Source organism: Hydrogenovibrio sp. (assembly GCF_965140365.1).
In the GTDB taxonomy this organism is placed as follows: Bacteria; Pseudomonadota; Gammaproteobacteria; order Thiomicrospirales; family Thiomicrospiraceae; genus Hydrogenovibrio.
The window spans coordinates 784,498-807,230 of the sequence record NZ_OZ223196.1 but is presented as its reverse complement, the minus strand read 5'-3'; the positions used below and the strand labels follow the sequence as shown (position 1 = coordinate 807,230).

The 22,733-nt window shown below is 49.8% G+C and carries 17 protein-coding genes and 2 tRNA genes; 2 read left to right on the top strand and 17 right to left on the bottom strand.

Going from position 1 to position 22,733, the window contains the following annotated elements; all coding sequences use genetic code 11:
• The 17 genes from AC0KH7_RS03825 to AC0KH7_RS03745 all read right to left on the bottom strand — a co-directional run bounded on the left by AC0KH7_RS03825 (position 1) and on the right by AC0KH7_RS03745 (position 20,541).
• Positions 1–1,101, bottom strand: coding sequence for a zinc-binding metallopeptidase family protein (locus tag AC0KH7_RS03825; protein ID WP_472370856.1), 1,101 nt, complete (start codon positions 1,099–1,101; stop codon positions 1–3).
• Positions 1,102–1,137: 36 nt separating this feature from the next.
• On the bottom strand, positions 1,138–2,079 hold the full coding sequence (locus AC0KH7_RS03820; RefSeq protein WP_472370854.1) for an alpha-E domain-containing protein: 942 nt from the start codon (positions 2,077–2,079) through the stop codon (positions 1,138–1,140).
• Entirely contained in the window at positions 2,080–3,531 is a 1,452-nt protein-coding gene (locus AC0KH7_RS03815; protein WP_472370852.1) for a circularly permuted type 2 ATP-grasp protein, read from the bottom strand.
• Positions 3,532–3,666: 135 nt separating this feature from the next.
• A complete protein-coding gene (locus AC0KH7_RS03810; protein ID WP_472370850.1) occupies positions 3,667–5,433 on the bottom strand; it encodes a sugar phosphorylase in 1,767 nt (588 codons plus the stop codon).
• A 30-nt stretch (positions 5,434–5,463) separates the two neighbouring features.
• On the bottom strand, positions 5,464–6,675 hold the full coding sequence (locus AC0KH7_RS03805) for a glycosyltransferase family protein (protein WP_472370848.1): 1,212 nt from the start codon (positions 6,673–6,675) through the stop codon (positions 5,464–5,466).
• Positions 6,672–7,484, bottom strand: coding sequence for an HAD-IIB family hydrolase (locus AC0KH7_RS03800; protein WP_472370847.1), 813 nt, complete (start codon positions 7,482–7,484; stop codon positions 6,672–6,674). Before AC0KH7_RS03800 ends, AC0KH7_RS03805 begins: the two co-directional genes overlap by 4 nt.
• Before the next feature lie 15 nt (positions 7,485–7,499).
• Positions 7,500–8,366, bottom strand: a complete 867-nt coding sequence (locus AC0KH7_RS03795; protein ID WP_472370845.1) for a hypothetical protein — start codon at positions 8,364–8,366, stop codon at positions 7,500–7,502.
• A 174-nt stretch (positions 8,367–8,540) separates the two neighbouring features.
• Positions 8,541–9,794 carry an EAL domain-containing protein gene (locus AC0KH7_RS03790; RefSeq protein WP_472370843.1) on the bottom strand — a complete coding sequence of 418 codons (1,254 nt, stop codon included), beginning with the start codon at positions 9,792–9,794 and terminating at the stop codon, positions 8,541–8,543.
• Between the two features lie 36 nt (positions 9,795–9,830).
• Positions 9,831–10,493, bottom strand: coding sequence for an ANTAR domain-containing response regulator (locus AC0KH7_RS03785; protein ID WP_472370841.1), 663 nt, complete (start codon positions 10,491–10,493; stop codon positions 9,831–9,833).
• Positions 10,494–10,749: 256 nt separating this feature from the next.
• On the bottom strand, positions 10,750–13,353 hold the full coding sequence (locus AC0KH7_RS03780) for an ATP synthase subunit B family protein (RefSeq protein ID WP_472370839.1): 2,604 nt from the start codon (positions 13,351–13,353) through the stop codon (positions 10,750–10,752).
• Positions 13,354–13,615: 262 nt separating this feature from the next.
• Positions 13,616–13,692 (bottom strand) — tRNA-Arg (locus AC0KH7_RS03775).
• Between the two features lie 125 nt (positions 13,693–13,817).
• Positions 13,818–13,908, bottom strand: a tRNA-Ser gene (locus AC0KH7_RS03770).
• Positions 13,909–14,145: 237 nt separating this feature from the next.
• Positions 14,146–15,432, bottom strand: coding sequence for a serine--tRNA ligase (gene serS / locus AC0KH7_RS03765; RefSeq protein ID WP_472370837.1), 1,287 nt, complete (start codon positions 15,430–15,432; stop codon positions 14,146–14,148).
• 64 nt (positions 15,433–15,496) lie between these two features.
• Positions 15,497–15,895 carry a fluoride efflux transporter CrcB gene (gene crcB / locus AC0KH7_RS03760; protein ID WP_472373781.1) on the bottom strand — a complete coding sequence of 133 codons (399 nt, stop codon included), beginning with the start codon at positions 15,893–15,895 and terminating at the stop codon, positions 15,497–15,499.
• A complete protein-coding gene (locus AC0KH7_RS03755) occupies positions 15,895–17,250 on the bottom strand; it encodes a replication-associated recombination protein A (protein WP_472370835.1) in 1,356 nt (451 codons plus the stop codon). Before AC0KH7_RS03755 ends, crcB begins: the two co-directional genes overlap by 1 nt.
• Before the next feature lie 17 nt (positions 17,251–17,267).
• On the bottom strand, positions 17,268–17,936 hold the full coding sequence (gene lolA / locus AC0KH7_RS03750) for an outer membrane lipoprotein periplasmic chaperone LolA (protein ID WP_472370833.1): 669 nt from the start codon (positions 17,934–17,936) through the stop codon (positions 17,268–17,270).
• 109 nt (positions 17,937–18,045) lie between these two features.
• Positions 18,046–20,541, bottom strand: coding sequence for a DNA translocase FtsK (locus tag AC0KH7_RS03745; RefSeq protein WP_472370831.1), 2,496 nt, complete (start codon positions 20,539–20,541; stop codon positions 18,046–18,048).
• 341 nt (positions 20,542–20,882) lie between these two features.
• Between AC0KH7_RS03745 and trxB the strand changes: the two genes are divergently transcribed.
• Together trxB and AC0KH7_RS03735 are read left to right on the top strand one after the other, a co-directional pair.
• On the top strand, positions 20,883–21,839 hold the full coding sequence (gene trxB / locus AC0KH7_RS03740; RefSeq protein ID WP_472370829.1) for a thioredoxin-disulfide reductase: 957 nt from the start codon (positions 20,883–20,885) through the stop codon (positions 21,837–21,839).
• 109 nt (positions 21,840–21,948) lie between these two features.
• The gene (locus tag AC0KH7_RS03735) at positions 21,949–22,656 is read left to right on the top strand and encodes an FKBP-type peptidyl-prolyl cis-trans isomerase (protein ID WP_472370827.1); all 708 of its coding nucleotides are present in this window, start codon (positions 21,949–21,951) and stop codon (positions 22,654–22,656) included.
• Positions 22,657–22,733 lie beyond the last annotated feature (77 nt).

Below are 22,733 nucleotides of genomic sequence, written 5' to 3'. Positions count from 1 at the left end.
TTAAATCCCGTCCAGCGAATGTTGTCGACTGATTTGGTTTGCACGAGCATTCTCCTCTAACGATTGTCTGTAAAAATGGGCGTCCACCACTTCATCGATGAAACGGAGTTTGCCTTGTACGACCGGCGATAAAATAAACGGATACGGGTCAGCCAACCCCATGCTGCGGTTCAGGGCGTTCATCACTTGCGATACCCGTTTCCATTCGCTGAACCAGTCATCGAAATCATTGCGGCGCGGTTCGTACACGCTCAAACTATAACTGACGGCGGTCTCCAGCGTATCCACCATGTGCAGGTAATGCGCCCAGGTTTCCGCCCAATCTTCATGCGGATGGCTGCTGGCATAAGGGGTGATATACTGGCTTTTCCAGTGCGATGTCGACCCTTTTTCATAATAGGCTTTGAGGGATTCGTCGTAATCGGCGCGTTCATCGCCGAACACCTCACGAAAGGCCTCCAACAGCCCTTCCTGTTCGATGATTTCATGCCAGAAATAATGGCCGACTTCATGACGAAAATGCCCCAGCAAAGTGCGATAGCGTTCGCCCATCTGTTCTTTCATCACATGCAAAAAGCCTTCATCGGCTTCCGCGACATTCAAGGTAATCAAACCATTGCTGTGGCCGGTCAACACATGTTCCAACGCGACATTCGGGTTACTGCGTTGGTCTTCCAGAAAGTCGAAACGCAGGACGTTATGCCCCGGCGCGCCTTGCGGGTCCATCAACTTCAAATCCAACAAGGTGTACATCAATTGCCGTTTGGCTCTTTCCAGAATCCGCCAGCGCTTGGGGTTTTTCGGCAAGTTCAAATCCGGAATCGTCCGTGTGGTGCGACAGGACACACACTGACAACTGCCCTCGTCTTCGGGGCTGATAAGCCAGTTGCAATTCACCACCGAATAGCGATTATTACAAATCTTAAAGCTCGGCAGTTTGGTGCCATCGCTGGTGTGCGGGTAAAAGCGCGAATCACTCCGTACCTCGCCACTCCACATGGTGCCGATGCTCGGGTCATAGGCCAAATCGCGACCGCAAGCGGCGCAGTAGAGATTATCGAAGAATATCTCCTGCCCGCATTTGCAAAACATGCGTTTCATTAAATTGCTTCCAAATCGTTATCGATACGCACGATTCTAAGCGACTTCTTTGGGGTTGAACCAAATTTCATAGAATTTCGTGTGAATGGACGAAAGCTTTAATTGTACTGCATCCAGATAATCGTGTAAGGCCATCGAACCGACTTCAAAGGACTCGTTTTCACGGGTAAAAGCTTCCAGCGCTTCCAAATCCGCAATCAAGCCGTCGGTATTCGGCAGCTTATTGACAAGGCCTTTGACCATGTCAATGCAATAATTCACCGAACGGGCGAACTCCGGGTCGTGAATCAAAAAGTCCACCACCTGCTGGCCCTGAATGTCCACCTGCACTTTTTGACGGTACATGAAATAGGCACTGACCGATTTCAATAGGTTCACCCACAAAATGCTGTCATAGGGTTGTTCTTCGGTCTCATCACTGGCCTGCGCCACGAAAAAGCCGCCGACATCCAGCATCCGCGTGGTCATGTCCGCCCGTTCAATGCCCATACCCAGTTTCAGGAATCGGTAGGTGGTGTTCTGGCTCATGGTGCTGGACATCATGCCAGACCAGGCCTGGCAGGCTTTGATGATTTTCGCCAACAGTTGATTACGCTTGCTGCGGGACTGAAAATCTTCCTGGTTTTCCTTCACCATCAAGTACAGTTCATTGATGTGAATCCAGGCTTCACGCGGCAGGATGTCACGGGTGGTGCGCATATTCTCCCGCGCCCACCAGAGCGATGAAATCAACGAGGTCGGATTATTCCGGTCGCTGAGCAGCATGGTCATGCAATTTTTTTCGTTACGCCCGTCGTAATTTTCTTCAAAATAGGCTTCGTTGCTGGTGATCTGCACCAGCGTGTACCAGTTCAACTTCACCGCTTTGGGCAAGTCGAACATTAATTGGGAATGGACTCGCGCCAAGCGCGCGGTGTTTTCGACACGCTCAATGTAACGCGCCGACCAATAAACTCTTTCCGCTACTCTCGACAACATTTAGCCATCCTCCGATTTGACAATCCAGGTGTCCTTACTGCCGCCACCTTGGGAAGAATTCACCACCAACGACCCTTTGGTCAACGCCACACGCGTCAAACCGCCGGCTGTCACATAACTTTTCTGTCCTTGCAAAATGAACGGTCGTAAATCGACATGACGCGGTTCCACCGCATCGTCGCACAAGGTCGGCACCGTCGACAGACTCAAGGTCGGCTGGGCAATGTAATTGCGCGGGTTTTCCTGAATCAGTTGACGGAATTGTTCGATTTCGTCTTCCGACGCTTTCGGCCCAATCAACAACCCGTAACCGCCGGATTCGTTGGCCGGTTTGACCACCAATTCATTCAAGTGCTCCAGCACATATTGTTTGTCTTTTTCCACACTGCACAGATAGCTGGGGACGTTCTGAACCAGCGGCTCCTCGTCCAAATAGAAGCGAATAATGTCCGGCACGTAGGAATACACCACCTTGTCGTCCGCCACGCCGCAGCCTGGTGCATTGGCGATGGCAACGTTTCCGGCTCTCCAAGCGCGCATCAAACCGCGCACGCCCAGGGCGGAATCTTCACGGAACACTTCCGGATCCAGGAAGGCGTCGTCGATGCGGCGATAAATCACATCGACTTTCTTCAAGCCGTCGATGTTTTTCATGTAAACACAGTCGTCTTCCAACACCACCAAATCGCTGCCTTCCACCAGCTCCGCGCCCATTTCGTGAGCCAGATACGCGTGTTCGTAATAAGCGGAATTGAAAATGCCCGGCGTCAGCACCACCACTTCCGGAATCGGCGACTCGTTCGGCGACAACGAACTCAACATCGACAACAGATTCGTCGGATAATGGTCAATCGGCATGATGTTGATGTCATGAAAGACTTCCGGCATCACCTGCTTCATCACCGCGCGGTTTTCCAGCATATAAGACACGCCGGACGGCACCCGTAAATTATCTTCCAACACGTAAATGGTGCCGTCGCCACCGCGCACCAGATCGGAGCCGCAAATGCTCGCCCAGGCGCCATGCTTGAGCTTCATGCCCTTGCATTCCGGACGGTAATCCTTGGAGGACAACACCACTTCTTCCGGCACGATGCCCGCTTTGATGATGCGTTGGTCGTTATACAGGTCTTCGATGAACATATTCAAGGCGGTCAAGCGTTGCTTCAGCCCCTTGGACACCGTTTCCCATTCATCGGCATCGATGATGCGCGGGAAGACGTCAAACGGCCAAAGACGGTCGATATTGCCCTTGTCGCTGTACACGGTGAAAGAAATGCCCATTTCCGCGATGGTGGTGTTGGCGTTGCTCTGCAACTCCACAAAATCCTTGATGCTGTAATCCTGCAACTGGTCGATGAATTGTCGGGCACAAGCACGCGGGGTATCCGGCGCTTCCATGGTTTCATCGTAAAAGTTGTTGATCGGGTAATTCAAAAGCGGTTTATTCATCTGTTATGTCCACCTTCTGCATTTAAGTGCGAGTCGTTTAAGTGCAACTGCGTTTGACACCGTCAAACAATAAAAACGTCCAGGCCTGGTCAAAAACCACATTTCGGCCAGGCCTGGCGAGTTTCTTTTATCCGCCTAGTCGGTATAAGGCGCCCAAAGGGCTGAAACATCATCCACCGTTTCCGGCATCAACCACACCGATTGATACGGCTGTAAAACATATTTGGTTTCGGCGTGAGACACCCCACCGTTATCGAGAAGGTTCACCCAGTAGGAGAAACGATCCATCCCCTCGATTTCGCTGAGATTAATCAATTTAATGTCGTTAGTGAGGTTGTGAATCGCCAACAACGGGAAGCGCAAATCCTCGGCATCCCGCCACAGCGCGAAAAAGTCGCTACCCAAATTCAAGACTTTCTGCGGGGTGTCCGGATGGAAGGCCTTGTGCTTTTTACGGCGTTGCAAAATATTGGTGATTCGCTTCAAGACTTCGGCATTCGAGGTGCGTCCGCTGTCCACCAGCGCCAGCAGATATTCGTAATCCCAGCGGCGGCGGTTGATGGAGCGCGTTCGCCCGGTTTGTTCCACGCCCTTTAAATCGTTCGGCGTCGCCACCAGACTGTGAATGTAAAAGGCCGGAATCCCCTGCAAGGTCATCATAATGTTCTGGGAACAGATGAAGCGGTCCACCTGCCATTGATCCGGGCCGTTGGAGTGGTACGTTTCCCGGCAGGCGCTGAACAAGGCGATATTGATTTCATAAGGGCTTTCCGAACCATCCGGGTTGGACTTGGTGGTGACGAAACCGCCCAAACGGTGCATACTGGTGATTAAATCTTCCACTTCTCGCTCGGGCAGAATGCCTTCCACCGGACGCACCCCAATGCCGTCGTGCGAAGCGGTGAAATTCAGGAAAGTACAGCCTTCCGGTGGCGGTTCCAACGACATGGCCCAATCGGTCAGATAATGCCCTTCTCCACGGTGTAAGGCGTGTAACACCAACGGTGCCAACGCAAACTGATACACCATGTGCGCCTCGTCCTGATGGCCGAAATACGACAGGTTCTCGGCATGCGGCACATTGGTTTCGGTCAACAAAATGCTTTCCGGTTTGACGAAACTCATCACATCCCGGAACAACTTCACCATTTCATGGGTTTGTGGCAAGTGAATACACTTGGTACCCAGTTCCTTCCACAAAAAGGCGATGGCGTCGAGTCGAATAATACGAGCGCCTTTCTGTAAATACAGCAACAGCACTTCCAGCATCTTAATCAAGACATCGGGGTTTTCAAAATTCAAATCAATTTGATCGGCGCTGAAGGTCGCCCACACCAAGGTTCGTCCGTGGTGGGTATAAGCCGGCACCAACAAAGGCGTGTTTCTCGGGCGCGTGACCTGAGAAACGTCCTCGTCACCTTTCATTTCAATGAAGAATTTGTTGTACGGCGGGTTATCCGCTTTGTAATGGGTGAACCAAAGGCTTTCACGCGAAATATGATTGACGACAAAATCGAACATCAGATGATAATCTTCACCGATTTTTTCAACATCCGGCCAATCCCCTAAATCGGGATTGACCTGTTGATAATCAATGACCGAAAAACCGTCGTCGGAACTGTATGGGAAAAACGGCAGAATATGCACGTTATTGATGGCTTTCTTGACATGAGTTTTCAGAAAATCATGCAGGGTTTCCAGCGGTTTTTCGCCGTCACGCAGGAAGGTATCGCCATAAGTGATGAGCAGCACATCTTCCTGCGACCAGCGCGAGTCGTGGAAGTCGCCGTCGGCCGAATCCGCCAACAATTCGCTGACACGCTCGAACGTTTCTTGCCCGACGCTATCGCCGTAACAGAATACCAATCGGTCTTTTATCTGATTCAGAATCGCTTGTTTCATCGTTTTGCCTTTTGTTTTCCTGTGCTGGACTTATTTATTGTCCTCTTCAACGGCTTCATAAATGTCTTCCAAAATATCCGGGCAGGCGCTCATCACCCGGTTCCAATTCGGCATGAACGGAATTTCGCTCGGAGATTCGATAAAAGCTTTACCGGCATCGAGAATGTTCTGTGCGAAAAGTTCGATGACCTGCTCTTCACTGTGCAAATCGATTTTCAAACCGTTCATTTCGGCGTCAAATGCGTAGGACTCAAGCTGATCCAACGCCGTTCGGTAATACTTGGCGCGGATGGTGCGCAAGGTACTTTGCGAGAATTGGTGTCCACGTACCGCCAGTTTTCGGAACAACGACTTGGCGATGTCCTGACTCATGCGCGACAAGCCTTTTTGCTTGTCTTCAAACGAGACTTCCTGGTGCTTATGATCATAGACATCGGCGATATCGACCTGACAGACACGGCGGTTGGAGTAATTTTTCAAGACTTCGGACATCACTCCGATTTCCAGTCCCCAGTCGGAAGGAATACGGATTTCTTTCAGACACTGTACGTCCATCGCGAACTCTCCCGCCAACGGATAACGGAAACTGTCCAAGTACGTCAGCAAATCGTCGTTCCCCAACACCCCTTTCAAGGCACGCAACAGCGGTGTGACCAACAGACGAGACGCGCGGCCATTCAACTTGCCTTCCGAATAACGCGGGTAATAACCTTTGGAGAACACGAAGTTAAACGTCGGGTGTGCCACCGGGTAAATCAAGCGTGCCAGCAGACTGCGGTCGTAAGTGACGACATCACAATCGTGCAACGCCACCGCTTCGGCCTTGCCGGAAGCGAGAATATACCCGAAACAGTTCCAGACATTACTGCCTTTGCCGCGCTCACGAGGGGCCAGCTCTTTTTCTTTCAGCTTTTGGGTAATGGCCTGCATTCGCGGGCCGTCGTTCCAGATAATTTTGGCATCCTGCGGCAGGCCGGAAAAATATTCCTTGGCGAATTCAAACTGCTTTTCATCCGCCCGATCCAAACCAATGACAATTTGATTCAGGTAAGGCACTTTTTTCAGCTCTTCGACAATATTGCCCAAGGCTGGACCTTCCAGCTCACTGAACAAAGACGGCAGAATCAGCCCGAGCGGTTTCTTGTTTCCGTGGCGACACAACTCCGCTTCCAGGTCATCAACCGGACGATCGGTAATGTTGTGGAATGTGGTTACAGTTCCATTTTGAAAAAAATCACTCATACGCTCCCCCTTGAGCTTTTGGTTAATTCGGTTTCGGGCTTGGCCAAAACGGTTTCCACCGCCTCAATCCAACCATCGGGTGCTTCAGAATCGGTATAGACGGCATTCGGTATCTCAATGCCTTTCCCCGCCGGGTTGGAAATCACAATCGGAATGTCGGCGTAATTCAGCATGGCAATGTCGTTATCACTATCACCCAACGCCATCACCACACAATCCCGCCCGCAGGAAAAATATTCTTTGTTGACTAAAAAATGCATGGCATCCGCCTTATCATGTTTGCCCATCACATGATAAAAACGCCCCCCTTTTTTCAACGTTAAATGTTCTTCGGTGAGCGCCTCTCTAAAGCGTTGCAGGTTCTCGTCCGAATCCTGCCAGAGAATCGGTTCGGTGACTTCGCGTTCCGTGGCCAGCAGAGCTTCTTTGTGGTGCAAGCCGGTACGGTTCATCACTTCCGAAAGCGTCCAATCACCAAACCCTTCAAACTGCCACCCGTGAACCTCGCGCAAATGCTCGATATACGAACGAATGTCCTGATAAGGATGCCCGATCAGCACTTTTTCTTCGGACTTCGAAAAAGCATCCGGAAGCGTCATCACACCACCGTTTTCGGCAATCACCGGGGTGTCCAGTTTCAGTTTGGACTTCCACTCTTCCAATTCGGACAAGGTTTTACTGGAATTCAACACCACCGGTATTCCCAGTTTTTTCAAACGTTCGAACATCGGCAAGACCGACTCATAATCATAGGTATTATGATTGAGCAAGGTACCGTCCAAATCCGTAAAGATGATCAGCTTTGACACACCTTTCCCCTTAAATTAACGTTGTTGTCCCGGCACTTTTCTCACCCAGTGTGAGTAAAAGGCCAGTGACAGAATAATCAATGCGATACCGATAATGAGATACAGCGCGTGCAGCATCAATGTCGGATCGTTCAGAGCGATTTTAAACACCACCATCAAGGCTTCGATGGACAGTGCAATGATAATTGCGATCAGAAACTTCGATAACAACCGGGATTCGTCCTTCTTGTCCGAATAGGCTTTGAAAAACACTTCCCGTTCCAACAAGGTCTTGGCTAAGTCGAAAATCGCCAGCCCCATCGTTAAAGCCACAATCGGTTTAAACACGCTTTCCAGTGTATAGGTATCGGGATGACGCCATTGCATAAAATAGTCATAGAAAGCATAACCGATTGACATGATTGAAAAAAACATTAATGACAAACCAATGGCGAGATAAAAACCTTTGGTGATTTTATTGAAGGTTGGGTGCAGCTCCAGCAACCCCAAACGCATCAATAAGGACACGACATTAAAATCGAAAAAGAAATATTTGCCATTGGCGCTGACAATGACCGTGACACAGGATTCACCCGTGGCGGAACTGATATAAGGCGACGTCACCGATACACCTTGCTCTTCATGGTCAACGTGTGACACCAGATAAGAACGGTTTTTACCGATGGCGGTCTCGGTTTGTTTGTTTTTATAGATATTCGGTGAGGTTTGAATGTATTCGGAATCGGCAATGTAAATCAGTTCTAGACACGAAAAAATCGTGTAAAACTGCTGCGCGGCCTGTGTTTCCAAGCTCATTAACTGCGCATTGTTACAGATGGTCTCCACCAGAAACTTTTCAATTTCCGGCTTATGCTCATTGTATAAGCTAATAAACTCTTGCATTAAATCACCTCTTACTTATATAGATAATTAGCGACATACAAGCCAAAATATAATTTCTATTCTTTATCAATAACTTAATTTTTAAAAAAGCACATCAATCAAAAAAATGCACCAAGTTGAGACAAAAAATTACTAAAAGGGAAAGAGAACGATAAAAACACCGAGAAACGGTGGTTACACGGAAATCTGAACCGATTCCATCGACTTATCATGATAGACCACATCGAAACAGGCGACGAACTCACCTTCATCCAATGTAATCTGTTTTGAAATGGTAAAACACAACTGCATATCAATTAACGAACGATACGGCTGAGACACATACACATGCCCCGGGTTCTGACAGGCTTTTACAAAATAACGACGATTCTTCCAGCACAAACCTTTGCCCTTCTTCAAAACTTCGACGCGGTCCGTGACATCGGGCGAATTACACTCGTCGCTCACCTGAAACCCTTCCTGATCAAGAATGAAATAGCGCTTCACAAACGACAAATCCATGACCTTATTCACCATTTCGTTTTCCAGCGACCGAAACCCTTTAATGGCCTCCACGGCTTCGAACAAGGTTTCATAACCGCGACGCTGAATGTTCTTGATAAATTGCTGTTCCTGGATATAAAGCGGGTATTCGTCAACCACTTCCTTAATACAGGCTTGGCCTTTTTTCACCTGATCCAACAACTGTCTTGGGCGGGCGAAATAAAAGCCTTGCACCAAATCCACACCCACATCCATTGCCAACAGAGCTTGTTCTTTGGTTTCAATACCTTCCAACAAGCACACACTGCCGGCCTCTTTGATCAAGCGCGTCAGGTTTTTCAAAATACTTTGACTGCGCAGACTTTTCGAGGCCTCCAACAGCACACCGCGATCCAGCTTTACAATATCCGGCTGAGCCTTCCAAATACGGTCCACATTGGAATGCCCCGCCCCGAAGTCGTCAAGTGCGATCAAACACCCCAAACGGCGCAGCGTTTCGATAATTTCTTCAAACAGTTTTTCGTCGGTGATTTCACTTTCCACCACCTCGATGACAATCTCATGCCCTTTGACACGCAAATCTTTCAAAACCTGCTCAATGCAGATTTCACTTAAATCGTTTACCCCTTCAAAATCGAGATTCAAAAACAACCAACTATCCGGCAATCTCGACTGCTGCCAGTTATCAACATGCAAACGATTCAAAGCATGACTGAACTTGGCTTGCGCCATTCCTTCCGGCACCGCCAAACACTTCGATACCGGAATCTGGAAACCGGTCACCAAAGAGCGACCACGCACTAAGGCTTCTACGCCAATGCACGCTTGATTGGAAAAACTGTAAATCGGCTGAAAAACCGAAAACAGTTTTTTATCCTCCAGCTTCAATGTCTTACTTCCGGCCACGGGTTCTCGGCTCTGCATAGGATAGTTACGACTGTTCATTGTCATTCAATTAATTCGAAATTTAACCAGGCCTGGTTAATCTTGGCTTACCACAACAGGACGCATGACATCCTCCCCGGAAGGCAGAAAATGGCCGCTTGCCGCATAGCCCGAAGTCGTCGCTGGCGATGAAAACCCATCACACACTTCCTGTGCCACGTCGGTCAAACGACGCCCTTGGTTCATCGCTTTTTTACGCATATAGTGATACGCATCATCTTCGGTCATTTTTTTCGCCTGAATCAGCAAGCCTTTGGCTTTCTCAATCAAAGCCCGTTTTGCCAGCTTGTCTTTCAATTGCGCCAACTCTTTCTTCAAGGATTTACGTTCATTGAAGCGCGCCAAGGCCACATCCACAATCGGCTGAATGCGGCTGACACTCTTATCGTCCACAATGTAAGATACCACACCGGCTTCCACCGATTTGGCGATGACACGCGAATCGCGCTCATTACTGAAACAAATGATTGGAATTTCGATGGAACCGCAAATGTCCGCAAATGCTTCGAAAAAACGCTCTGTTGGAAATTTACACTCCAACACCAATAAACCATAATCGTTTGACGACAGTCTGGACAACAGGTCCTCCGAAACCGACATGATCTCTACATAATTCGCCCCGGATTGACTCAAGCCTGATTTCAATGTTCCGGCATTGTCAACGTCGTCACTGACCAATAACACTTTAAGCTCTGCCAAAATCGCCCCTCCTATAATCAAACCCAATTCAAACTGGTAAAACATATGCCATACCAAAAAAAATTAGTTTTATTAAATCATGATCTTATAGAAATGATTATTGACTGAAAGGTAAATAAACTAACAATACGAACCGACTTGGTGCAAAAAACGCTTCATTAGTTATCAAACAACTTAAACGTAACGGCAACAACGTTATCGGCTTTTCTTTTCAGAAAAAGCGCCATCAGAAAACGACGCCATCATTTGACCGGAATTAATACTGTTTCGAAAAAACCACTTTATAACCTTTGGCGGTTGTCCAGTTCCAGTCGCGCATCTTCAAGTTTTTGACGGCATCGACTTCGGCCGCATCCACTGACTGGCCAAACCCCATTCCATAGCGCTGATACAGAGTTCCCTTAGAATCTTTTCCGCCGTAGACAATCACCACCATCGCGCCCACTTGCCCTTCTTTATTCCGCCAGCAAGACGGTACTTCCGAATACTGGTCCGGAAGCTTTTTCCGAACCGCCTTCTCCGCTTGAAGCGGTGAAATCGTTCGGCCATAGTGATAATAGTAAGCTTTATCTGTGACGGTATCAGAGTCATTACGGCTACTCACGGCGCACATCGCCGCGCCCCCGTCACCGCGACGCACGGAAGAGCCTGACGCGCCACCCTGTGCCTCGGAAGCCTTATCCGCTCCCGACCCACTCGTACCGACTTGAGCCACATCAACCGGCTGATTAAGACTTTCCGTTTTAGCCTTTGCCTGCTCAATCGCGTCTTTCGTCGACAAACGCGCGCTTGATTTTGGCTGTGGCGCTTTGGCAACCGTCGTGGTGTCCAAACTGCGATTTGGGAGTTTCACCGGCACCACCATCGGAGTGGATTGCGTGTAAGCCGGTTTTTGATTGGAAAAATAGGCTTTATTGCGAGCTTGCACGTCGGCAATTTGTGCTTTGACCGAATCTTTTGACCGCTGTACAGCCCGGTCCATTTCCGCCCGTTCTTTTCGACGATAAGCCTCATCCCTTGCAAAGGATTGGTTCATCTTAGTGATGAATTGATTCATGGCCATTTGTTGTTTGGCTTCTTTAAGCCGCCCTCGCAAGGCATAAATATCACTGGTTCTTTGGCGCGCCTGAGCATAATAAGTGTCATTCAGCCGATCCAATGTATCGGATATCTGCTTGGAACGCGCGTTAAGCGCCGCGGTCAGTTCCGCCATTCGCGCGGTGTCCGCCTGACACACACTGTTATTAACATTTTTGTTTTGCGCGAAACGCTGAGCGGTCTGTTTGAAATCCTTTTCGAATTGGACGCTATCATCCCAGACAGTACTTTTAAATAAAGCGGTTGGCGAATAATTACTCTTAATATTATCGACCGCCCAGCCCGTATCATCCCAAATATCCACATTTCTTTCGTAGCTGTCCAGCTTTTCTTCCAGCTTCATCGAGCCCTTCAAAGCACTTTCAGCACTTTGCACAGCCCGAGCCATCTTACGACAAGCCAACTGGTCTTGTTTCGTTTCCGCGAACCCGGCCAACTGAACGGACGTCGAATCCTGACCGGTCGATAACGCCTGTAACGTCTCCTCAGTTGAAAAAGGCTTCTCAATCATAAAAGCATCCACGGACCACTTATAGTAGTTTTTCTTCAAATCCCGCGTCCCGCTCAGCAAATAGGTGGAGCGCTTATTCGCATCCGTCCAGACATTAATCAAAAATTGATCATTAGGCATTTGCGTCAAAACCGTTAACGGAAACACCGGAGCTTTCGCATCGCAACGCCCCGTCAACACCGCCACGCCTTTGGTTTTCCCCATACAGGTCGCATTTTCCGGTTGGTTAATCGTCGCAATCATTTTTTGATAAGACGGCAGAGTCAGCACCGGTGTACTCCGATTGTAGGATTGTAAATAAGTCGTCTCGGTGATTAAGTCACGCACAAACGGCGACTCCTGAGAATGGTACTTTCGATTTGGATCCCGTTTGGTGAAGCTGCTCCCAAAACCTCTTCCCCTCCCTAAATAAGCCGGCACGGGTGGTTGAATCAACAAATGCTTGGTATAAATCTGCTTTCCTTTGAGCGCCTTGGCCAAAGAATACTCATGAATAAAAGCCGAACGCTCAGGGCTATCAGGAAAAACCTTCACAAGCGCGGCGGGTTTTGGCAAAACAAACTCGTACTGCGGCAACGAAGTGCCGTAATAAGGCTCTCGGCCGGTTTCCTTTTCGATAAAGGGCAGTCTTCTTTGAGTGTAATAGTTAAAACTCGAAGCGTAACTTTCCTTCGATAAGGACAAATAAGTCCAATAGAAACGATTAATGTGATATTGTCGGCTGACCAAGTGCCCCTGCCGGTCATACTGCTCAATAAACCCTTCCCGCAACGCGCCCAAGTTCGGATGACTCGCTCCAAACACCTTCCCTTCATAGATGCGGGACCAGAAAGATCCCGTGACCACTGTTTTACGACCACTGTTTTGCTGAATGGTCAGCCGTCCAAGATAAGGCATAGGATCACTGCGTTTATCCCAACGCCGCAAATATCCTTCAAAACGTTGCTTATACAACGTCTTTTTTTCCAAGCCCAGGGAAGCGATTCCCCGCGTATCGACGACCGCCGTCTGCCCCGGAAGCGTCAACAACAAGTCAAAGTCCTTTTTTTCTGCCACTCTCAACAAGCCGTCACCTTCCTTGTCATATTGACTCAACGACACGCCATTCAGAGGGGCATAAAACGGATCGGAATAGGCTTGAGACTTGGTACTTTGAGCGGTAGTTTCAGACGGTTTGGTCGAAGACGGCGGGTTACAGGCGGCAAGCACAACAGCAATAAACGGAAATAGAATCTTAGAGAAGCGCAACATAGTGAACCTTTAACAAGGATTTTTTATATACAGGGTTAAAAGACTAACAACCTCCTACCTGAGCGTCAAGACTTCCTCAAGAATTTAGCGGGATAACAAATTATTCGGAAATACAACCAATTAGACGACCGACAGCAAGGCCTAAACAACAAAGCACCCAAGCTTACTGAAAACAAAAATGATTGAATCAAAACAGACATCCCTTTTTCGGGAAGCAGAAAACAAAAAAGGCCTGTCATAAAATGACAAGCCTTATGAATAATGGCGCGCCCGAAGGGAGTCGAACCCCTAACCGCTCGGTTCGTAGCCGAGTACTCTATCCAGTTGAGCTACGGGCGCATATCGAAATGAAGTGCGTATTCTAGGGAGTTAAGAACATCTTGTCAAGCCATTTTCAGTGCTTTTAATGCCTTTTCCCATCGCAATTTTAAAAGCTGTCAAACAACACAACTTTTGAAATTAAATGGCGGTGGACTAGGGATTCGAACCCCAGGTAGGCTACTAACCTACAACGGTTTTCAAGACCGCCGCCTTCAACCACTCAGCCAGTCCACCAAATCAGGTGCGTATTATAGAGGGATGCCGGATAATTGCAAGCGTTTCCGGCGTTTTTTACCCTTTTTTTACAAAACTTTTTCGGCGGCCAAGGCATCGCCCCTTTCTTGCTGTCGCCAAACGCAAAGCGAATACAGCGAAAGCGTTTCAAAGCCCAGAAAACCGTCTTCCAGCTCATATAAAAAACCACCAGGCCTGGTGGTTTTCGATAGAAACGATGAAAGCGCCGATGTGCGCTTATAAACGCTCTGCGCCACCCAAATACGGACGCAAGGCTTCCGGCACAGTGATGGAACCGTCTTCATTCTGATAGTTTTCCAATACGGCGACCAACGTACGCCCCACCGCCAAACCGGAGCCGTTCAACGTATGCACCAATTGCGGCTTGTCTTGGCCGGTACGGAAACGCGCTTTCAAGCGACGCGCCTGAAAATCCTCAAAGTTGGAACAGGAAGAAATTTCACGATACGCCTGCTGCCCCGGCAACCACACTTCCAAGTCGTAGGTTTTGGCAGATGAAAAACCGATATCGCCGGTGCACAATGCCATGACTCGATACGGCAGTTCCAGTTTTTGCAGAATCGATTCCGCTTGCTGTGTCAGACCTTCCAGTGCGTCGTAAGATTGCTCCGGATGGACGATTTGCACCATTTCCACTTTTTCGAACTGGTGCTGACGAATCAAGCCTTTGGTATCGCGCCCGTAAGAACCGGCTTCGGAGCGGAAACACGGTGTATGCGCCGTCATCTTCAACGGCAATTGTGCTTCGTCAATGATTTCGTCACGGAATAAGTTGGTCACCGGCACTTCGGCGGTCGGAATCAAATACAAATCGCGATCCGAAGTGTCGTGTTCCTCGTGTTTGTCGATTTTATAGGAATCGGCTTCGAACTTCGGCAATTGGCCAGTGCCGTACAAACTGTCCTGATTCACCAGAAACGGCACATAAACCTCTTCATAACCGGCTTCGGCATGAGTGTCGAGCATAAATTGTGTCAAAGCGCGTTGCAGTTTCGCCATCGGCCCTTTCAACACCGAGAAACGTGATGAGGTGATTTTCACCGCCGCGTCATTATCGTACCAGCCGCGCGCTTCGGCCAAATCGACGTGATCTTTGATCTCGAATGCGAATTCGCGTGGCTGCCCCCAACGACGCAGTTCCACATTTTCGTCTTCGGACGCACCCACCGGCGTGGAATCATGTGGTAGATTCGGAATACCGGCGTAGATATTTTCCAGTTCGGCTTGAATGGCGTCGGATGCGGTTTTCGCTTCTTCCAACTGCTCGCCGAGATTCGCCACTTCATCCAATAACGGCTGAATGTCTTCTCCGGCCGCTTTGGCTTTACCGATGCCTTTCGATCGACTATTACGCTCGGCCTGCAAGTCCTGGGTTTTCACCTGCAGTTCTTTACGCTGCGCTTCCAGCGCCTCGATGCGCGCCACATCGACGTCGAAGCCGCGCGTTTTCAATTTTTCGGCGACCGCTTGCAAATCGGTTCTCAGCAATTTTGAATCTAACATGAAAAAATCTCTAACAAATTAATTAAAAGTGAATAGGGGTTGTGCCTTAAATTAGATGACTATTTTACGGACTGAAAAAATGTTTGCCAGCTAAAATCCCGAGCCACACGGCCACCAAACCGGACAAAACGCTCACCCCAATATTCAGCATGGCTTTGGTCACGTCGCCGGTTTGCAAAAACGAGTAGGTTTCAAACGAAAACGTCGAAAAGGTGGTGAAGGCTCCGAGGAATCCGACAATCAAAAAGGAGCGCATTTCCACCGACAACTGCACCTTGTCGATCATCAGAATCGTTAACAGCCCGATAATAAACGACCCCAACACATTGACCGTCAAGGTGCCCCAGGCGAAATCCCGCCCCAACCAGGTATACATCTGGTTGGACACCACAAACCGCGCCATGGCGCCCAAAGAACCGCCCAGACCGACGGCGACCAACTGCCAGATATGAAACGAGTGAATCAAGACCCTCTCCTTTTGATTGGGGATTGCGCATCCATTTGTCTGAGGCGCTGCATCTTATCGGCGATTTTGATTTCCAGACCACGATTAACCGGTTGATAATAATCGCGCTCCAGCATTTCTTCCGGGAAATAACGTTCGCCGGCGGCGTAAGCGTCGGGTTCGTCATGGGCGTAACGATAGCCTTCGCCGTAGCCCATATTCTGCATCAGCTTGGTCGGTGCATTACGCAAATGCAACGGCACATCGTAGGAACCGTGTTCTTTAATGTCTTTCAAGGCCGCTTTATACCCCATGTACACCGCATTGGATTTCGGCGCCACGGCCAGATAAACCGCCGCCTGCGCCAGTGACAAATCCCCTTCCGGCGAGCCAAGGCGTTCATAGGCTTCCGCGGCATTCACCGTAACTTCCAACGCACGCACATCGGCATTGCCGATATCTTCACTGGCCATGCGAATCAAACGACGCGACAAATAACGTGCATCCACGCCGCCGTCCAACATACGCGTCAGCCAATACAAGGCGGCATTCGGGTCGGAACCGCGCACAGATTTATGCAGGGCAGAAATCTGATCGTAGAAAGCTTCGCCGCCTTTATCGAAGCGCCGAACGCCGCCCAACACCACCTCACGGCAATTGGCTTCGGTTAAAACCACCAGGCCTTTATACCCTTCAGGGTGTGGTGAATTCTCTTCTTCACGAAATTCGGCAAAATCCACGGCCTGCTCCAACAGGTTCAGCAAGCGACGCGCGTCGCCGTCGGAAAACTGAATCAGCGATTGCTTGGCGTCTTCTTCCAGCACCAGTTGCTGGTCCATTTCATCGCTCAACAAACGGATGGCCCGGTCCAATACTTCCGCCAAATCTTCGTCGTCCAACGAGCGCAATACATACACTCGTGCCCGCGACAACAGGGCGTTATTCAATTCAAACGACGGGTTCTCGGTGGTGGCACCGATAAACACGAAAGTACCGTCTTCCACAAACGGCAAAAAGGCATCTTGCTGAGCCTTGTTGAAACGATGCACCTCATCTACGAACAGCAATGAACCTTCCTGAAATTGGGAACGATGCAGTTTGGCCTGCTCGACGGCGGCACGCACTTCCTTAACTCCATCCAACACCGCGGACAGGCTTAAAAACTGCAAACCGGACTGTTTGGCAATCAATCGCGCCAAGGTGGTTTTTCCGGTGCCCGGCGGCCCCCAGAAAATCATCGAGTGCATGCGTCCGGATTCAAACATTTTCGACAAAGCGCGTCCCGGCCCGAGCAAATGGGTTTGCCCGACAAACTCGTCCAGTGCCTGCGGCCGCAGGCGGTCGGAAAGCGGTTGATAAACGTGAGTTTCCATCGTGTTTAGTTCAACCTTTACGGCACCGGTTGCCCGATGACATCCACACCTTTCGGCGGCGTGAACTGGAAGTCCGCCGCATTAACCGACTGATTTTGGTGGATGTTGTTGAACTTCACTTTGGTGACGTTATCCACGGATTGATACATCCAAATCTGCGTCATTCGGCCATCGGCAATCGCCACGTCCAGGCTTTGGAAAAAGGTGCCATCTTTCGGTGTCAGATTGAACCAGCTTTCCCCATTGCGCACGTCTCCGGGAATGATGTTGAAACGTTCCGACAACGGCTCTTTATACAACAGCCAGCTCAATGGAAAATCCGCTTCCACCGAGCTGAGCGGGCGCACGGTGGCTTGATCCAGCTCAACGTCGTACACCCAGACATTGCGGCCGTCGGAAATGATTTTTTGCGGCTCGGGTTTTTCATACACCCACAGTAGCTGCCCAGGGCGCTGCATGACGAAATAGCCTTTGGAACGGTTCATTTCAAACAGGTTTTCTTCCGGCTGAGTTTGTTCGAAGCTGGCACTGAAGGTTTCCAGATTCGTCACGAAACGGTTCAAGTCTGCCAGCTGCGCCTTGGCGGCCCATGCCATCTGCATCGGCAGCGCCAATAGGATTCCGATGAAAAACGGCGCCATAACTGACCGGCGATTCAATACATTCCACTGCATATTCAATTGCATAAGCGATTCAACATTCCTAAAAAGTTCTTAAATACCACCAGCGGAAATCACCACACCCTAAAGGGCATAAAGGCCTGGCGGTTTTCAAGAAAGTTACGATTCGTTAAAATTAATCCTGCGGCTTCGGCGCCAGCACATCACGGTTACCGTTGGCTTTCATCGGCGAGACCACACCGGCGGATTCCATCGCCTCGACAATCCGCGCCGCTCGGTTGTAACCGATTTTAAACTGACGCTGCACCAACGACACCGACACCCGCTGATTCTCCAACACAAAGGCCACCACTTGATCGTAAAGCAAGTCTTGTTCGGCATCCTCGGCTAGGCTATCGCTTTTCTCGGATGTGCCACCTTGCGTCACGCTTTCCAGATATTGGGGTTCACCTTGCGACTTCACAAATTCGGCCACTTTATGCACTTCTTCATCGGTCATAAACGCGCCGTGAACCCGTTTCGGACTGCCGGTACCCGGCGGCATAAACAGCATATCCCCCATGCCCAGCAACTGCTCGGCGCCGCCTTGGTCCAGAATGGTTCGCGAGTCGATTTTGGTGTTGACCATAAAGGAAATTCGCGTCGGAATATTCGCTTTGATCAAACCGGTAATCACGTTCACCGACGGCCGCTGAGTCGCTAAAATCAAATGAATCCCTGCGGCACGCGCTTTCTGCGCGATACGGGCAATCAACTGTTCGACTTCCTTGCCGACCACCATAATCATATCGGCGAACTCGTCCACCACCACGACAATGTACGGTAACGGCTCCAGGGTTGGCGGCGGCTCGCTCATTTCGTGCCCGAAATTGGCCGGTTGTTGGTACAAAGGGTCAATAATCGGTTCACCCCTTTCAATGGCCCCTTTGACTTTGGCATTGTAACCGGCGATGTTGCGCACCCCAAGCTTGGCCATCAACTGATAACGACGGTCCATTTCATAAACGCTCCAACGCAGTGCGTTAGCGGCTTCGGACATATCGGTAACCACCGGCGTCAGCAAATGCGGAATGTCTTCGTACACCGATAATTCCAGCATTTTCGGATCGACCATAATCAAACGGACTTCTTCCGGTGTGCTTTTATACAACATGCTTAAAATCATGCTGTTTACACCCACCGACTTACCGGAGCCGGTGGTCCCGGCCACCAACAAATGTGGCATTTTGGCAATATCGGCGACCACGGCCTTACCGGCGATGTCTTTCCCCAGCGCCACCGTCAATGGCGACTTGGCGTGTTGAAATTCGTCGGACGAAATCACTTCACGGAAGCTCACCACTTCACGTTCATCGTTTGGAATTTCGATGCCCACCACGGATTTGCCCGGAATAATGTCCACGACTCGCACCGATTTGACCGACAAGACGCGGGCCAAGTCCTTGGCCAGATTGTTAATTTGGCTGACCTTCACACCCGCGGCCGGTAAAACCTCAAAGCGCGTGACCACCGGCCCGGGTTGCACGGCTTCCACTTTCACCTTGACACCGAATTCTTCCAGACGCTTTTCCAACAGCAATGATAACGTTGTCAGCTCGTCTTCGGAAAAACCGTCATCGTATTCCGGCACCGGGTCCAATAATTCCACGCTCGGCAATTCACCGGAGCGTACCGCCGGCACGGTACTGTTGGAAATGGCTTTTTTGCCCACCTTAACCGACGCGCCTTCGGCTTCGGCAACCTCGTCATCCAGCTTGTCCATATCAATGGACGGCTCAACCCGTGGCGCTTCCGGTTCCGCCGTTTTGCTTTCCAGCATCTGCTTGCTTTTCGACTTAACCTTTTCCGCCAACGCTTCCACGACTTTCGGCTTTTTCTTCACCGGCTCCAAAGCGGCTTTTTCGGCTTGCTTAGCTGACGAAGGCGGCGTTAAGATAGCCGGCGATTTAGCGGCGGAATCCATTTCTCTGGCGGCTTCTTGCTTAGACTGACGCTTATCTTCGTAGTCCGAGCGCAGAGCGTCGAGTTGCTGTTTTAATTGATCCAACAGCTTCCACACCATCACACCGGTGTAATCGATAATGGTAATCCAGGAAAAACTGGTCAGCAGACTGAACGCAATGGCGAACATCACCAGTAACACCAAAGTGGCGCCGAGCAAATCAATGCCATCCACTAAAAAGGCACTGAACTCATAGCCCAGAACCCCACCGCCCGAATAAGGCAATTGAATCAAATCATTATGCGGTTCAAGATACAAAGCGGCCAGGCCTGCGCCGGACACAATCAATAATGCCAGCCCCAGCATGCTCAAAGCGAAATGCACGTAATCCATTTCCGACCCGGCCCGGATTTTCAAGGTCACCATGCCCGCAAACAACAGTCCGAATGGAATCAAAAAACCGAAAATGCCAAACAAATACAAAATCAGGGAGGAAATCCAAGCACCGGTCCGTCCACCATAATTTTCAGCCATTTGGCCTTCATTAACGGTGTCGAACCCCGGATCGCCCGGATGATAACTGAACAAAACGATAAACAGAAAAAACGCCAAACCGATGCAGGCCAAGAGAATGGCGTCTTTGACCACCCAGTGCACACGGCGACCGGAAGCCTCTAAGTCTTGAGCCTCGTCCGTAACATCTGCCGGTTTCGGTTGCTTAAATCCCATACGATTACTGTTTTATCCTGTTCAAGGGTTATCGGATTCTTTTATCGAATTTAAAGAAATTTCTATCAAAATACAATTCGCCGGAAACACAGTCATACTCACTCAATGCTGCCGATTTCTCCGCAAATATAATTATGCAAAGCCAGTTAAAAAGCTGCTAGAATTCTAGCATATTTCAGAAGCCGTCGTTAATTCTATTCCGCCCTCCGACACGGCCTCGTCAGGCCTGGCGGATTTGGCATTTGTCATAAACGGCAACCGGCGTTTTCTGCCTGACTCAAGATCACACGTCCGCCGAGGTGACTCGTCGCGGACAGAGACAAAATAAAGGAAAGGATGTTATGTCAAAGCATTGCAAACTGTTGATTCTCGGCTCCGGCCCAGCCGGCTACACCGCCGCTGTCTATGCGGCCCGCGCAAATTTGGAACCTGTCATGATTACAGGAATGCAACAAGGCGGACAGCTGACCACCACCACCGAAGTGGATAATTGGCCGGGCGACGTGGAAGGATTGACCGGCCCGGACTTGATGGTACGCATGCAAAAACATGCCGAGCGTTTCGGAACCGAAATTTTGTTCGACCACATCCACACGGCTGAATTACAGCAACGCCCATTCAAACTGATTGGCGACAGCGGTGAATACACCTGCGACGCCTTGATTATCGCCACCGGTGCTTCCGCCAAATATTTGGGGCTGGAATCCGAAGAAGCCTTTAAAGGCAAAGGCGTTTCCGCTTGCGCCACCTGTGACGGTTTCTTTTACCGCAACCAGAAAGTCGCGGTCATCGGTGGCGGCAACACCGCTGTCGAAGAAGCCCTTTACTTATCCAATATCGCGGCGGAAGTCACCATTGTGCATCGTCGCGACAGCTTCAGTTCGGAAAAAATTCTGGCCGATCAACTGAAAGAAAAAGCTGAAAACGGTAACATCAAGATTGAATACAACAGCACCCTGGAAGAGGTTCTGGGCGACAATATGGGCGTGACGGGTTTGCGCTTGAAAAACACGCAAAGCGGTGACACCAAAGAAATTGATGTGGCCGGCGTCTTCATCGCCATCGGTCACACACCGAACACCGGTATCTTTGACGGACAACTGGACATGGATCATGGCTACCTGAAAGTCCAAAGCGGCTTACAAGGCAACGCCACCCAAACCTCCATCCCGGGTATTTTCGCCGCTGGCGACGTGATGGACCAGGTCTATAAACAAGCCATCACTTCCGCTGGCGCGGGCTGCATGGCCGCCCTGGATGCGGAAAAATTCCTGGATCATTTGGAATCGCAAAGCTAAGACCTGAATTCGATTTCAAATCCCCCTAGCCCCTTTATGCAAAACGGCCAGGCCTGGCCGTTTTCGATAAAGGGATTGCTCAATTACGATTCCACAATTCGAGACGTTTATGAAAAGAAAACTACTCACCACCGGTCTAGTCGCCATCCTGTCCGGCACCAGTTTGTCTGCTTTATCAGCCGACACTCAACTGGATTCCGTTGAAAAAAAAGCCAGCTACGCGCTGGGCTCTGATCTGGCCAAAAACTTCCAACAACAAGGCGTTGAAATCGACATTCCGGCTCTGGTTCTGGGCATGCAAGACGTCATGAAAAACAAGTCACTGCGCTTGACGGATAAAGAGATGCAACAAGCCGTCAACGAAGTCAAAAAACAAGTCATGCAAAAGCAAGCCGAAGCCCGTAAAAAACTGGCCGAAGAAAATGCTCAAAAAGGTGAAGCCTTTCTGGCAAAAAACAAAAAACGGGATGACGTCAAAGTCACCCAAAGCGGCCTGCAATATCGCATCATCCAACCGGGCAAAGGTGCCACGCCAAAAAAAGGCGATGTCTTGACCGCCAACTACAAAGGCACTTTGATTGACGGCACCGAGTTCGACAGTTCTTATAGTCGCGGCACGCCGATTGAATTCCAAATGGGGGATGTCATTCCAGGCTGGGGCGAAGCTTTGAAAATGATGAAACCGGGTGCGAAGTGGGAAATTTTCGTTCCACCATCACTGGGTTACGGCTCCAAAGGCGCGGGAGACATCATCGGGCCGAATGAGACGCTGATTTTCACCATCGAGCTGATTAAAGCCGAAAAACCGGCCTCTTAAAACGAAAAAAGCCCGAACACGATCCCTGTGTTCGGGCTGTATTATCGGTTATGTAATACAAAGGGAGGATTAGTTGA

Excerpts from the sequence above, each read along its gene's own strand:
- AC0KH7_RS03825 (WP_472370856.1), bottom strand. The coding sequence starts at position 1,101 with ATGAAACGCATGTTTTGCAAATGCGGGCAGGAGATATTCTTCGATAAT.
- AC0KH7_RS03820 (WP_472370854.1), bottom strand. The coding sequence starts at position 2,079 with ATGTTGTCGAGAGTAGCGGAAAGAGTTTATTGGTCGGCGCGTTACATT.
- AC0KH7_RS03815 (WP_472370852.1), bottom strand. The coding sequence starts at position 3,531 with ATGAATAAACCGCTTTTGAATTACCCGATCAACAACTTTTACGATGAA.
- AC0KH7_RS03810 (WP_472370850.1), bottom strand. The coding sequence starts at position 5,433 with ATGAAACAAGCGATTCTGAATCAGATAAAAGACCGATTGGTATTCTGT.
- AC0KH7_RS03805 (WP_472370848.1), bottom strand. The coding sequence starts at position 6,675 with ATGAGTGATTTTTTTCAAAATGGAACTGTAACCACATTCCACAACATT.
- AC0KH7_RS03795 (WP_472370845.1), bottom strand. The coding sequence starts at position 8,366 with ATGCAAGAGTTTATTAGCTTATACAATGAGCATAAGCCGGAAATTGAA.
- AC0KH7_RS03790 (WP_472370843.1), bottom strand. The coding sequence starts at position 9,794 with ATGAACAGTCGTAACTATCCTATGCAGAGCCGAGAACCCGTGGCCGGA.
- AC0KH7_RS03780 (WP_472370839.1), bottom strand. The coding sequence starts at position 13,353 with ATGTTGCGCTTCTCTAAGATTCTATTTCCGTTTATTGCTGTTGTGCTT.
- serS (WP_472370837.1), bottom strand. The coding sequence starts at position 15,432 with ATGTTAGATTCAAAATTGCTGAGAACCGATTTGCAAGCGGTCGCCGAA.
- AC0KH7_RS03755 (WP_472370835.1), bottom strand. The coding sequence starts at position 17,250 with ATGGAAACTCACGTTTATCAACCGCTTTCCGACCGCCTGCGGCCGCAG.
- lolA (WP_472370833.1), bottom strand. The coding sequence starts at position 17,936 with ATGCAATTGAATATGCAGTGGAATGTATTGAATCGCCGGTCAGTTATG.
- AC0KH7_RS03745 (WP_472370831.1), bottom strand. The coding sequence starts at position 20,541 with ATGGGATTTAAGCAACCGAAACCGGCAGATGTTACGGACGAGGCTCAA.
- trxB (WP_472370829.1), top strand. The coding sequence starts at position 20,883 with ATGTCAAAGCATTGCAAACTGTTGATTCTCGGCTCCGGCCCAGCCGGC.
- AC0KH7_RS03735 (WP_472370827.1), top strand. The coding sequence starts at position 21,949 with ATGAAAAGAAAACTACTCACCACCGGTCTAGTCGCCATCCTGTCCGGC.